The following is a 13153-nucleotide window of genomic DNA, read 5'->3' on the forward strand; positions in this document are numbered from 1 at the left end:
CTAGCGGTCCGGTACTTGAACCCCGAACTTCCCCTCCCCATACGAAGTCCGGGGTTTTTTTTGCCCGCAGAAAAGTTACTCGGCGAGTTCCGCGCCTTTGTCAGCCAACTCCATCCAGCCGGCCAGCACGGTATAGGCATCTTCCAGGCCCATGCGCTTGGGGGCCGAGAACAGCTGGATGGTGATTGTGTCACCCCAACCCTTGCGGATTTCGGACTGCACTTTGAGCAGGGTGTTCTTGGCGGCGCCGTAGGTGAGCTTGTCGGCCTTGGTCAGCAGGATATGCATCGGCATGCCGCTGGCGACCGCCCAATCCAGCATCAGCAGGTCGAAGTCGGTCATTGGATGACGGATGTCCATCATCAGGATCAACCCCTTCAAACTCTCGCGGCCACCCAGGTAAGCCTCCAGGTGGCGCTGCCAGTGCAGCTTCAGCGGGATAGGTACTTTTGCATAACCGTAGCCCGGCAGGTCGACCAGACGCCGATCATCGTCTAGCTTGAAGAAGTTGAGTAACTGCGTGCGGCCCGGGGTTTTCGAGGTGCGCGCGAGGCTGGCGTGGGTCAGGGTGTTCAGTGCGCTGGATTTACCGGCGTTGGAGCGACCGGCAAAGGCGACTTCAAAGCCTTCGTCATCGGGGCATTGGTCAACTTTGGCGGCGCTGAGCATGAAGGTGGACTGTTGGCACAGGCCGAGGATGGGGTTCTTGAGTTGCATGAGATTTCCGATGTGGGCGGTGCCGAAAAAGGGTGCGGCAAGCGGTGTCGTTTCCGTTTCAGTAGCGCCAGTATATAATGCCGCAGATTTTGTGTGTGCTTTGTCCCAGCGAAGGATGAAGTTCACGGGAGCGATAGACCTTTATTGCGCATTAGAACGCAAAACGCTCTCAAACCCTGAAAAGGTCGATGTATGACCCGATGGTTGCTCGCTTTCGGTGCCCTGGTTCCGCTGTATGGCGCTCAGGCTACACAGGATCCGGAAGCGGTGTACAACCGAGTTTGCGTGGCTTGCCATGCCGGCCAACTGCCGAACGCCCCGAAACGGGGTGACCAGGCAGCCTGGGCGCCAAGACTGGCGCAGGGCATGGACACGCTGGTGCAACACGTGACCCAGGGTTTCAAGGCAATGCCGCCGCGTGGTTTGTGCATGGACTGCAGTACCGAGGATTACCAGGCCATCATTGAGTTGATGGTGAGTAAACCCGGTAGATAACTCTTAAACCCTTAGCCGTAGTTGGATTAGCTGATGAACAAACTGATCGTGAGTCTGCTGTTGACCTTGGGCATCACCGGTGTTGCCGTCGCCGCAGAGGGCCCCCTTAAAGGTGATGCCACTGCCGGTCAAGCGAAAGCCGCCGTATGTGGTGCCTGCCATGGGCCGGATGGTAACAGCCCGGCGCCGAACTTCCCCAAATTGGCCGGCCAGGGTGAGCGTTACCTGACCAAGCAGATGCACGACATCAAGGATGGCAAGCGCACGGTCCTGGAAATGACCGGCCTGCTGACCAACCTCAGTGACCAGGACCTGGCGGATATCGCGGCGTATTTTGCCAGCCAGAAAGGCAGTGTGGGAGCTGCTGATCCGAAACTGGTGGCCCGTGGTGAGAAACTGTTCCGCGGCGGTGACCTGGATAAAGGCCTGCCTGCCTGCACCGGTTGCCACTCGCCCAATGGCGCGGGCATAGCCGCCGCCGGCTTCCCGCACCTGAGCGGCCAGCACGCTACCTACATTGCCAAGCAGCTGACCGATTTCCGTAAGGAAGAGGCCGGGCGAGCCAATGATGGCGACGCGGCAATCATGCGCACCATCGCTCGCAAGCTGAGTGATGAAGACATTGCGGCGGTCTCCAGCTACATCCAGGGCCTGCACTAAGGTGCACGCAACGTTAACGCTCGATTAATCCATCGATGCAAGCATAAAAAGGGTGGCTGAGGCCGCCCTTTTTTGTGGCCGCTGCCGTTACACTAACGAACTCATGCCCGCGTAGACCTGTCACAACAAAGGTCGCGTGAGGCGACTTTATTTGTCCAGGAGTAAAGCATGCGTAATCTGATCCTCAGCGCCGCTCTCGTCACTGCCAGCCTCTTCGGCATGACCGCGCAAGCTGCCGATGTGCCGCTTGAAGCCGGTAAAACCTACGTTGAATTGGCCAACCCAGTGCCGGTTTCGGTACCGGGCAAGATCGAAGTGGTGGAGCTGTTCTGGTACGGCTGCCCGCATTGCTACGCTTTTGAGCCGGTCATCAACCCTTGGGTCGAGAAGCTGCCCAAGGACGTGAACTTCAAGCGCATCCCCGCCATGTTCGGCGGCCCATGGGATGCCCACGGCCAACTGTTCCTGACCCTGGAAGCCATGGGGGTGGAGCACAAGGTCCACAACGCGGTATTCGACGCCATCCAGAAACAAGGCAAGCGCCTGACCAAGCCGGACGAAATGGCTGACTTCATTGCTACCCAAGGCGTCGACAAGGACAAGTTCCTGGCCACCTTCAACTCCTTCGCGATCCAGGGCCAGATCAAGCAAGCCAAGGAGCTGGCGCAGAAGTACGGCGTGCAAGGCGTACCAACCATGATTGTCAACGGCAAGTACCGTTTCGACCTGGGCACTACCGGTGGTCCTGAAGCGACCCTCAACGTTGCCGACCAGTTGATCGCCAAAGAACGCGCAGCCAAGTAAGGGGCTCCTCATGCGCCGCTGGGGTACTGAACGTGTGGTTGGCCTGCGTGAACCGCAGGTCAACGAACATCACCTGGAGTCCACAGGTTTGCCGGCAGACAACCGCCTGCGCCTGCTCAGCTTCAATATCCAGGTGGGCAACAGCACCGAGAAGTACCGGCACTACCTCACCCGGGGCTGGCAGCATTTGCTGCCCCACAACGGCCGGGCCGGTAACCTGCAGAAGATCGGCGACCTGTTGAATGATTTCGACCTGGTCGCCCTGCAGGAAGCCGACGGCGGCAGCATGCGTTCCGGCTATATCAATCAGGTCGAACACCTGGCGCACCTCGGGGCCTTCCCCTACTGGTACCAGCAGCTCAATCGCAACCTCGGACGCCTGGCGCAGCACAGTAATGGTGTGCTCAGTCGTTTGAAGCCCACCTCCATCGAAGATCACCCATTGCCGGGCCCCAAGGGGCGCGGGGCGATTCTCGTGCGTTTTGGCGAAGGCCCTGAAGCCTTGGTGGTGGTGATGATGCACCTGGCGCTCGGGGGGCGTACGCGCAACCTGCAGTTGGCCTACGTGCGCGACCTGATTGGCAACTACAAGCATCAGGTGTTGATGGGTGACATGAACACCCATGCGAACGACCTCCTGCTGAATTCCCCGTTGCGTGACCTCGGACTACTGGCGCCGCAAGTCGAAGCCACGTTCCCCAGCTGGCGCCCGCAACGCTGTCTTGACCATATCCTGCTCAGCCCGAGCCTCACACTCGAGAGTGTGCAGGTACTGGCGCAGCCCATCTCCGATCACCTGCCGGTCGCGGTAGAGATTCGTCTGCCGGGTTCGCTCACGGCTGATGCATTGCCCGCGTTGAGCCCCGGCCCTCGCGGACCCCTTGCATGAGCGACGACGCCCAGCGCTGGAAAGAAAAATACCTGTTAAGCATCGAGCAACAAGAAAAGCTCGAACGCCGTTGGGCTGCCCGCCTCGACCTGCTGCGTCGTGGGCTGGTGCGCAGCACACTGGCGGCAGAAGGCACCGACCGCGCGGTTGACCAGTGCATGAAGGAAATGCGCGACGTCGTGCGTACCGACGACATGGACGCCGCCCTCGCCGCCTTGCTGCCGCGCCTGGAGAAGGCGGTACTGGATTCGGAGCAGCGCCGCGAAACCCGGATCGACCAGATGAGCACCGCACTGACCTCCCTGGTCACGCAGTTGCAAAAGCTGCCGCTGCCCCGTGAGGTCGCCCGTCCGCTGAAAACCTTTGCCAAGCAGTTGGATGGCCGCGTCAGTCAGGCGCGCGAGATTCCCTTATTGCTCAGCGAGTTGAGCAGCCTGCAAGGGCAGGCGCTGGATAACCTGGAGCCGGACGGTGAAACCGTGCGTCCCGGGCCGGGTTTGTTGCAACGCCTGTTTGGGGCCAAGGACGCTTCGAGCGAGGCGCCGGCCAGCGAGCCCATCCCCAGTCCGCCGCCGGCCCCTGTTGCCCCCAAGCCCGCCGCCGAGCCCCAGGAGCCCGAGCAGTCCGACGAGTTGACGCAAGCGTTGCGGGCCTTTGCGCCGCCGCCTCAGGCGCCGCTTGCCGCCCAGCCCGAAGCCGCAGCGCCCGCCAAGGCCGCCGATGTCGCCAGTGAAAAGTTTGTGTACGAGGCGCCTGCCCAAAGGGCCGCAGTAGCTGCGGCTGTCGACGTATCTCCAGCACCTGTCGAGCCCTGGGAGCCTGAGCCGCAGTTGCAAGAGCCCGCCACCGAAAGCGCGCTCGCCGCCTTTATCGAAACGCCACAGGTTGCTGTCGAGGCGCCGCCGGAGACGGTGATCGGCAGCCTATCGTTCCCTCCGGTTCTTGACGTCGAAGAACCGGACCCCGACGAACTTCAATCGGATGGCCTCTACTCCTTGCCGGATTCACCGGAGCCATCGTACAGCTCCGTGGCCAAGCACATCGAAGACACCCTGATCGGCCTGCTGGAGGAGCTGGCCCTGCCCGAGCGCCATCGGCCCCAGGCCGAAGCCATGCGTGAACGCTTGGCCCACGGCTTGAATTGGTACGAATTGCTGCCGATCCTCGATGACCTGGCGGTGCTGATGCTGGCGATCACCGACAGCGGTCAGCACGAGTTTGAGGCTTACCTCAAACAGCTCAACGAACGCCTTGAAGCCTTCCAGGGCCATCTGCAGGTGGCCAGCGACGGCCATGCCGACAGCCGCTCCGCTGCCAGGGAGTTGGACACGCAGATTCGCGAACAGGTCGACGGCCTGCAAAGCAGTGTCCAGGAAGCCGCGGACCTGGACAGCCTCAAGCAGGTGCTCGAAAGCCATCTGGAGGGTTTGCTCGGGACCATGGACGAGCACCAGCAACAACGTGACCAGCGCGAGCAGGAAGTGGCGGCGCGCCTGAAAGGCCTGGCCGAGCGGGTCGCCAATATGGAGCAGGAAGCCCAGGGTTACCGTGAGCACCTGGAGGTGCAACGCCAGAAGGCCCTGGTCGATCCGCTCACCGGTTTGCCTAACCGTGCGGCCTGGAGCGAGCGTCTGGACCATGAGGTCAATGCCTGGCACCAGCGTGGCAATAGCCTGTCGCTGGCGATGTTGGACCTGGATCACTTCAAGCGCATCAACGATGGCTACGGCCATCTGGCGGGTGACAAGGTGCTGAAAATCATCGCCAACGTCCTGCGCAAGCGCCTGCGCCCCAATGACTTTATCGCGCGTTTTGGCGGTGAGGAGTTTGTGTTGCTGATGCCTGACTCGTCCCTCTCGGACGCCTTGGCGGTGGGTGAAGTACTGCGTGCCGCGATCGCGGCCTGCCCATTCCACTTCAAGGGCGAGCCGGTGACGATTACCGTGTCCATGGGCGTGGCGCAACTGCAGCCGGGTGAGCGCAGTGAGCTGGCGCTCAAGCGAGCCGACGAGGCGTTGTATCGGGCCAAGGCGGCTGGGCGTAATCAGGTGCAGGCCGCGTAAAAGGCGTTCCATCGTGTAATTTGACCGCTGGCCACAAACGGTACGTTACACTGTTGCATTATCGTCTTCAGCGTACTGTCTTCCGCCATGAAATCCTTGTACTTCGCCTGTGTATTTCTTCTGCTCGCCGGCTGCGCCAGTGGTCCGCGCCTGGACACCCGCCACCCTTCGGCGAATCACGACAACCGCGTGCAGTTCGTGGTCGTGCACTACACCTCCACTAACCTTGAGCGTTCCCTCGCCCTGCTGACCCACGGCCAGGTCAGCGCTCATTACCTGATCGGTGACGACGCCGGCGCCACCATCTACAAGCTGGTGGATGAGAGCCAACGTGCCTGGCATGCGGGAGAAAGCGAGTGGATGGGGCGTACCTGGCTCAACTCCAGCTCCATCGGCATCGAGATCGTAAACCCTGGCTACAAGGACACCCCCACAGGCCGCTTGTGGTACCCGTACTCGGAGGCCCAGGTGAAATCGCTGGTGGTGCTGCTCAAGGACATCAGCAAGCGCAATGGCATCGACCCCAGGAACATCATCGGCCATAGCGATATCGCGCCGCTGCGAAAGCTCGATCCGGGGCCGCTGTTCCCCTGGAAGCGCCTGGCCGATGAAGGCCTGAGTGTGTGGCCGGATGCCCAGGCCGTCGCCCGTTTCCAGGTGCAGTATGCCGCTGAATTGCCGAGCATTACCTGGTTCCAGGAAGAATTGGCGCTCCTCGGTTACCCGACACCCCAGACGGGTGAGTTGGATGTCGCCACGCGCCATGTGATCGCGGCGTTCCAGATGCGCTTCCGGCCATCCCGGTTCGATGGCGTGCCGGATGCCGAAAGTGCTGCCATCCTGCGTGCCCTGAACCGGCGCTAAGCTGGCGCCTACAAGGGCAGCGCCATATAGAACTGGGTGCCCTGCCCCGGCCGCGAATACACCCCCATGCGGCCGCCGTGCAATTGCACGATCTCCTTGCACAGCGCCAGCCCCAGGCCGGCGCCGCCCTTCTTGCGCCCAACCTGGACAAAGGGTTCGAAGATGCGCCCTTGCTGGCCATAAGCGATACCTTCGCCGTTGTCTTCGACGCTGATAATCACCCGCTCGCCATGACGTCGCGCCTGCAGGCGAATTTGCCCACCGTCGGCGGTATGACGCAGGGCATTGCCCAACAGGTTGTCGAGCACCCGTTCCAATTGCGCCTGGTCGGCATACAGCCGTGGCAGGTCGGATTGCACTTCTACCAACAGTTCGATGTGTTGCGCATTGGCGGGCTCCACAAAGCGCGCGCGGGCGTGTTCGAGCAGATCGGTCACGTCGCAGGGGCCCAAGGTGAGTTTCTGCAGGCCATTCTGGTAGCGCGAGAAATTGAGCAGGTCGTTGATCAACTGCATCAGGCGCTGCATTTCTTCATTGACCGTATCCAGCAGGTCCGCTTCACGGGATTCCGGCGGGAACTTCGCGCGTTCACGGAACAGGCCGAACGCCATGTGCATGCCGGTCACCGGCGTGCGCAGTTCATGGGAGGCGCGCAAGACGAATTCGCTGCGCACCCGTTCGAAGGCGCGCTGTTCGGTGACGTCATGCAGCACCATCACCGCGCCAAGGATATGTCCCTGGGTATGGCTGACAGGGGTGAGGCTGTAGGTCAGCAGGCGCAGTTCGCCCTCGACTTCGACTTCCAGGTCCTCCGGCGCGCGCTCCAGAGTGCCGCCGCGCAACACCAGTTGCAGTTGTTCATCCAGCTCCGGGCGCACCAGGGCTTCGCCAAGGCCTTGGCCGAGGCGTTCCTCGTCCCAGCCCAATTGGCGTTGTGCAACCGGATTGAGATGCTCCAGGCGGCCTTGGCGGTCAATCATCAGCAGGCCGTCGTCGATGCTGTCGAGCACGGCTTGCAGGCGCTGCTGGCCGGCCAGCAACTCGTCAACATTAGTCGCCTGATGCTGGCGCACCGCCTCGGCCATAAGGCCGAAGCGACGGGTCAACAGGTTCATTTCCGCTGCCGAAGAGAGCGGCAGCGTCACTTCAAAATCGCCCTGGCCGATTTTGTCCGCTGCTTTTGCCAGCGCTTCGATCGGGCCGCCAAATCGCCGGGCGATGCCATGGGCCGTGACAAATCCGATGATCAGCACGGCAAGGCCCACCAACCCCAGCAAACCGGCGATCAGCAAGGCGCGTGCGCGGGATTTGTGTTCGCTGGTGCTGATGTTTTCCAAGGCCTGCTTATGTTCGGCAATCAGCCCGTTGCGCAGCACATTGAAGGTTTCGGTGAGTTTTTCCTTGCTGCCCGGTGGTGGCGACGCCTGCTGGGATTGCTCGAAGGCGTCCAGCAGGTCCTGGTATTGGGCTCGCGCCTGGCTGAAGCCGTGGCTATGGCCGTCGCGTTGCTCATGGGCGATGCCTTGCTCCAGCAGGTCGAAGTAATGCTGCTTGGAGCTTTGCAATGCCTGCGGATCGGGGCGATGTTCCAGCATCATGATCAATTGGTCGCCCAGGCTTTGGCGCAGCTTGAGCCCCAGGTCCAGCGTGACGAAGTTGCTGCGAATCAGGGACTCCTGGGTCTTGGCCATTTGCATGACGCTGACCAGACCCAGGATCAGACCCAGCAGGGCGACGGTGATCAGCGCTGAGATACTCAGGAACAATCGAGTGCGCAGTTTCATCGCTAGCTTCATAGGGTGCAGCTCACAGGTTGTACTGTTTGCGTTTGCGGTACAGGGTCGACGCGTCGATGCCGAGGGTGCGGGCGGCCTGGTCCAGGGTATCGCTGGTGGCCAGTACGGCGCCGATATGGGCTTTCTCCAGCTCGTCCAGGCTCAACGCCGCGCCAATGCGCGGGGCGTTATTGGTCGGTTGTTCGGCCATGCCGAGGTGGATGATTTCGACCTTTTCCTGTGGGCAGATGATGCTGGCGCGTTCCACCACGTTGCGCAGTTCGCGGATATTGCCTGGCCAGCGATAGTTGAGCAGTGCTTCGCGCGCCTGATCACTGAAGCCCCGCGCCGGGCGGGCGTATTCCTTGACGAAGCGCGCCAGGAAGCGGTCTGCCAGGGTGAGGATGTCTTCACTGCGCTCGCGCAGCGGTGGCAGGTGCAAGGTGATGACGTTGAGGCGATACAGCAAGTCTTCCCGGAAGCGACCGTCGCGCACCATGTCTTCCAGGTTCAGGTTGGTGGCGGCCAGGATACGCACATCGGCGCGACGGGTGACCGGGTCGCCCACGCGCTCATACTCCTTGTCCTGGATAAATCGCAGCAACTTGGGTTGCAGAGTGAGGGGAAAGTCGCCGATCTCGTCGAGAAACAGCGTACCGCCGTCCGCCTGGTTGACTCGGCCCAACGTGCTCTCACTGGCACCGGTAAAGGCGCCACGGCTATGGCCGAACAGCTCGCTTTCCATCAGTTCTGCCGTCAGCGACGGACAGTTGATGGTCACGCAGGATTTCTTCGCGCGCTTGCTCCAGCCGTGAATGGCCCGGGCCAGTTCGCCTTTACCCGTGCCGGACTCGCCGAGGATCAGGATGTTGGCATCGGTACCCGCCACCTGGCGTGCGGTTTCAAGCACAACCATCATTGACGGACTGTGGGAGTCGAGGCCGTCTTTCTGCTGGCGTACGGCGCCTTCCAATACTTCCAGGCGCGCGGAAAGTTGGCGTACTTCCAGCTGTTTGGCGGTGGCCAGGCGAAGTTGGTCGGGGCTGCAAGGCTTGACCAGGTAGTCGGCGGCACCGGCCTGGATTGCGTCCACGGCGGTATCCACGGCGGAATGGGCGGTCACGATCACCACGCGCATCCACGGCGCCTGGATACGCATCTGGGCCAATACCACCAGGCCATCGTCTTCACCCAGGCGCAGGTCCAGGAAGCACAGGTCGAACACCTGGCGTTGCATCAGGGCATCGGCCTGGGCGGCGCTGTTGGCGGTCGCGACGGTGTAGCCTTCATCTTCCAGGCAATAACGGAAGGTGCGGAGGATCGCGGACTCGTCATCCACTAAAAGAATGCGGCCTTGAAGTTCCTTGGCTGATTCCATCTGTCCCGCGCTCCTTAACTATATAAATGATGGTGTTTAGTCCCGGAATAATCGGGCAAGTTGCATGGTTTATTCTGATCGATAAAAGGCGATGTCGTGCAGCTATCTGCGCGGCTTCCTGCGAAGTCCCGCCTTACAGCGTTTTCATGCTGTCTGCCCCTTCGGCACCACCCTCCGTGCTTTCTATCCCTTCATCCGACCACTGACCATCGTGCATTTCGCACGGCGTAGTAGAGGGCATCGTGCAGGATGCTGGGCGATTGACCTAGTGCATATATTTAACTTATTGATTTTATTGGTTTTTATTTTATAAAAAAGCTGGCATGCGCTCTGCAATAGCTATCCCAACGAATAATCAGAATGTGGGAGAAATGCAGCATGACTCGCCAAAGCCTCAGCCAACTGCGTGTATCGCCACTGCGCTTGCAACAAGGGCTGTTTGCCAGCCTGGCCCTGATGGTCACGCTGATTGCAGGCCAGCAGTTGCAGCAATGGCAGCAGAGTCAGCAGCACGCCCCATCGTTCGACCGTCCGGTAACGACCCAGACCCATTTCAGTTCCATTGGCACCCGTAGCGCCGATGTAACCGCCCCGCAATTGCGTGTGGCCGACCAGGATTCCACCCTGGGCGAGCTGCCGACTCAAGAGCGCTGGGTGTTTTAAGCAAGAACGTCGGTCGCTTGATGTCGAGCGCCCGTCCGGCACTACCGCTGTTACCTCTTAAAAGAAGCGTAAGGAGAATCACCATGTTGAGTTGGGCAATCACATTTCTGATCATCGCCATTGTGGCTGCAGTCCTGGGCTTCGGTGGTATCGCGGGCACCGCCACGGGTATCGCCAAGATTCTCTTTGTCGTCTTCCTGGTGATGTTCATTGCTTCGTTCTTCTTTGGTCGTCGCGGCCGAGGCTGAATATGACCACTTTGTCCCTCAAAGCCATTGCTGCCGCCCTGCTCTTGGGCGGCAGCGGCCTGGCGATGGCCGCCAATGACGGCCAATCCCGAGCCAACGAATTGCTCAGTGCGGACCCGCAATACCGCGAGACCTGGCAAGGCGTGGTGAAGAAAGAAGAGCGCCTGCCGGAATGGGTGATGAACCTTTCGGGCACGGCCGAGCAAATGAATGCCGTGGAAGAAGATGGCGACAAGTACCTGGTGGGGCCGCTCTGCGAAACTGCGGATACATGCCTCCAAAAGCGCCTGATCGTCGCCTTCAGCCTCGACAAGGAAGATGCCTACGCCATGTTGGTGGAAGTCCCGGCCGGTTTGCCGGCGGACAAGTCCCCGACGCGGCACGCCGATTACCGGTTTATCGGTAAGCCGGACGAAGGCATGCAAAAGCTCCTCATGGAGCAGCTGAAGAAAGATCCGAATTGGTACTAGGTTGCGTCTGACGCGTCTGTCGTCTGCGCAATCAGCGTCCATGGAAAGAAGCCCCGCGCTTCTTTCTGTCTGCATTGCCCGCCAAGGGTGATGCATGACCAGGGGGCCGGGTTGCTCTGATCAATCGGGATCGGCGTGACCTACGGGCACAGGGAGTGCCTGCGCAAGGGCCGGGTCAGGCGAAAAGCTGCGACGCAGGTTCACAAGCCCACGGCTTGCTGAACTTGCGGCGGGCTTGTGACTCTTATTCCCGCCTCCTATGCTGCCCATAGCCGCAAATCCTGATTTTGCTTTCGACCAACCATTTCTGGGTGTGTCGGGGCGACCATCTATCGAGAAAGTTTTGCGCGCGCCATAGGACGTTTCCGACGCTCGACGGCAGAGTTCCCGGGCATTTCTGCCAACCTCTCCAAGACCTGCAAAATCTCTGCGCGAGCCTGAATTGGCCGGTTCACGGCATATTCACCGGACAAAATGTCACATTTGAACTGACCGTTCGGACAGTTATTATGAAAAAAAGTCATGCCGATTTGGCATGGGGTAGGCGTTTACGGCATTAGACGTCGTCCCCTTGCATGGGAATAGTTGCGCCTTTTTTCGCCTGCCAGTAAGCCATTTCGGCCATGCTGCGGTGACCTTCCATGGAGGCAGATGCACACACTTTTTCGCTCTCGAGCGTTGCAGCTGGCGCATTTGCCTTAAGTTCACTTGAAGTAAGGGTAATGACATGAAGAAGGCAAAGCTAAGCCTCGCCTGGCAGATCCTCATCGGTTTGGTATTGGGGATCGCAATCGGCGCAGTGCTCAACCATTTCAGTGCTGAGAAGGCCTGGTGGATCAGCAATGTGTTGCAGCCAGCGGGCGATATCTTTATCCGCCTGATCAAGATGATCGTGATCCCGATTGTGATTTCCTCGTTGATCGTCGGCATTGCCGGTGTCGGTGACGCGAAAAAGCTCGGGCGCATCGGCGTCAAAACCATCCTTTACTTCGAAGTGGTCACCACCATCGCCATCGTGGTCGGCCTACTGCTGGCCAACCTGTTCCACCCGGGTGCAGGCATCGACATGAGTACCCTGGGTACCGTCGATATTTCCAAGTACCAGGCGACCGCCGCCGAGGTGCAGCATGAGCATGCGTTCATCCAGACCATCCTCAACCTGATCCCGTCTAACATCTTCGCCGCTGTAGCCCGTGGCGAGATGCTGCCGATCATCTTCTTCTCCGTGCTGTTCGGCCTGGGCCTGTCGAGCCTCAAGCCGGATCTGCGCGAGCCGCTGGTGACCATGTTCCAGGGCGTGTCCGAGAGCATGTTCAAAGTCACCCACATGATCATGAAGTACGCCCCCATCGGCGTATTCGCGCTGATCGCGGTGACGGTGGCGAACTTCGGCTTCGCTTCGTTGCTGCCATTGGCCAAGCTGGTGATCCTGGTTTACGTCGCCATCCTGTTCTTCGCCTTTGCGGTGCTGGGCCTGATCGCCCGCCTGTTTGGCTTCTCAATCCTGAAAGTGATGCGCATCTTCAAGGACGAGTTGGTGCTGGCCTACTCCACCGCCAGTTCCGAAACTGTGCTGCCGCGCGTGATCGAGAAGATGGAAGCCTACGGCGCGCCGAAGGCCATCTGCAGCTTCGTGGTGCCGACCGGCTACTCGTTCAATCTCGACGGTTCGACCCTGTACCAGAGCATCGCGGCGATCTTTATCGCCCAGCTGTATGGCATCGACTTGTCGATCGGGCAGCAACTGATGCTGGTATTGACCCTGATGGTCACCTCCAAAGGCATCGCCGGTGTGCCGGGCGTGTCCTTCGTAGTGCTGCTGGCCACCCTGGGCAGCGTGGGCATCCCATTGGAAGGCCTGGCGTTCATCGCCGGTGTCGACCGCATCATGGACATGGCCCGCACCGCCCTGAACGTGATCGGCAACGCCCTGGCCGTGCTGGTCATCTCCCGTTGGGAAGGCATGTACGACGACGCCAAGGGCGAGCGCTACTGGAACTCCCTGCCGCATTGGCGCACCAAGGAAGCGCTGCCGGCCGGCGAGATCACTCGCGGCTGATCGTACGATTGCGCTGACACAAACCTCGGATAATTCCGGGGTTTGTCGTTTCTGCCAGCCCCGCTATC

13 protein-coding genes are annotated in these 13153 nt (G+C 60.4%); 10 read left to right on the forward strand and 3 right to left on the reverse strand.

The features are described 5' to 3' along the window. Window positions 1-75: 75 nt before the first annotated feature. Complete coding sequence (yihA, locus tag BLQ09_RS07450) at window positions 76-717, reverse strand: ribosome biogenesis GTP-binding protein YihA/YsxC (protein WP_027608030.1); 642 nt, start codon at window positions 715-717, stop codon at window positions 76-78. Window positions 718-909: 192 nt separating this feature from the next. Here yihA and BLQ09_RS07455 point away from each other — a divergent pair, with 192 nt between their 5' ends. The 6 genes from BLQ09_RS07455 to BLQ09_RS07480 all read left to right on the forward strand — a co-directional run bounded on the left by BLQ09_RS07455 (window position 910) and on the right by BLQ09_RS07480 (window position 6492). Beyond that, complete coding sequence (locus BLQ09_RS07455) at window positions 910-1212, forward strand: c-type cytochrome (protein ID WP_027608029.1); 303 nt, start codon at window positions 910-912, stop codon at window positions 1210-1212. Between the two features lie 33 nt (window positions 1213-1245). Next, window positions 1246-1872: a c-type cytochrome gene (locus BLQ09_RS07460; RefSeq protein ID WP_027608028.1), complete on the forward strand. Its 627-nt coding sequence runs from the start codon at window positions 1246-1248 to the stop codon at window positions 1870-1872. A gap of 168 nt (window positions 1873-2040) precedes the next feature. After that, a complete protein-coding gene (dsbA, locus tag BLQ09_RS07465) occupies window positions 2041-2676 on the forward strand; it encodes a thiol:disulfide interchange protein DsbA (RefSeq protein WP_027608027.1) in 636 nt (211 codons plus the stop codon). 10 nt (window positions 2677-2686) lie between these two features. Beyond that, entirely contained in the window at window positions 2687-3565 is an 879-nt protein-coding gene (locus tag BLQ09_RS07470) for an endonuclease/exonuclease/phosphatase family protein (protein WP_065937860.1), read from the forward strand. Next, window positions 3562-5628, forward strand: coding sequence for a GGDEF domain-containing protein (locus BLQ09_RS07475; RefSeq protein WP_092356046.1), 2067 nt, complete (start codon window positions 3562-3564; stop codon window positions 5626-5628). The genes BLQ09_RS07470 and BLQ09_RS07475 overlap by 4 nt, the downstream gene beginning before the upstream one ends. Window positions 5629-5715: 87 nt before the next feature. Next, window positions 5716-6492, forward strand: a complete 777-nt coding sequence (locus BLQ09_RS07480) for an N-acetylmuramoyl-L-alanine amidase (RefSeq protein WP_027608024.1) — start codon at window positions 5716-5718, stop codon at window positions 6490-6492. An 8-nt stretch (window positions 6493-6500) separates the two neighbouring features. On the opposite strand, the gene BLQ09_RS07485 is transcribed toward BLQ09_RS07480, so the two are convergent. Beyond that, a complete protein-coding gene (locus BLQ09_RS07485; RefSeq protein ID WP_092356049.1) occupies window positions 6501-8288 on the reverse strand; it encodes a KinB sensor domain-containing domain in 1788 nt (595 codons plus the stop codon). A 10-nt stretch (window positions 8289-8298) separates the two neighbouring features. Next, a complete protein-coding gene (gene algB / locus BLQ09_RS07490; RefSeq protein ID WP_027608022.1) occupies window positions 8299-9645 on the reverse strand; it encodes a sigma-54-dependent response regulator transcription factor AlgB in 1347 nt (448 codons plus the stop codon). Between the two features lie 378 nt (window positions 9646-10023). On the opposite strand from algB, the gene BLQ09_RS07495 reads away from it, so the two are divergent. From BLQ09_RS07495 to gltP, 4 genes are all read left to right on the forward strand, one after another. Beyond that, window positions 10024-10308 carry a hypothetical protein gene (locus tag BLQ09_RS07495; RefSeq protein WP_027608021.1) on the forward strand — a complete coding sequence of 95 codons (285 nt, stop codon included), beginning with the start codon at window positions 10024-10026 and terminating at the stop codon, window positions 10306-10308. 83 nt (window positions 10309-10391) lie between these two features. Then, window positions 10392-10556 carry a DUF1328 domain-containing protein gene (locus tag BLQ09_RS07500; protein WP_003170804.1) on the forward strand — a complete coding sequence of 55 codons (165 nt, stop codon included), beginning with the start codon at window positions 10392-10394 and terminating at the stop codon, window positions 10554-10556. 2 nt (window positions 10557-10558) lie between these two features. Next, complete coding sequence (locus tag BLQ09_RS07505; RefSeq protein ID WP_027608020.1) at window positions 10559-11026, forward strand: inhibitor of vertebrate lysozyme family protein; 468 nt, start codon at window positions 10559-10561, stop codon at window positions 11024-11026. 727 nt (window positions 11027-11753) lie between these two features. After that, window positions 11754-13085, forward strand: a complete 1332-nt coding sequence (gene gltP, locus BLQ09_RS07510) for a glutamate/aspartate:proton symporter GltP (protein WP_027608019.1) — start codon at window positions 11754-11756, stop codon at window positions 13083-13085. The last annotated feature ends 68 nt before the right edge of the window (window positions 13086-13153 follow it).

Origin of the sequence: Pseudomonas sp. NFACC25, assembly GCF_900100935.1 — a bacterium.
GTDB classification, from domain to species: domain Bacteria; phylum Pseudomonadota; class Gammaproteobacteria; order Pseudomonadales; family Pseudomonadaceae; genus Aquipseudomonas; species Aquipseudomonas marginalis.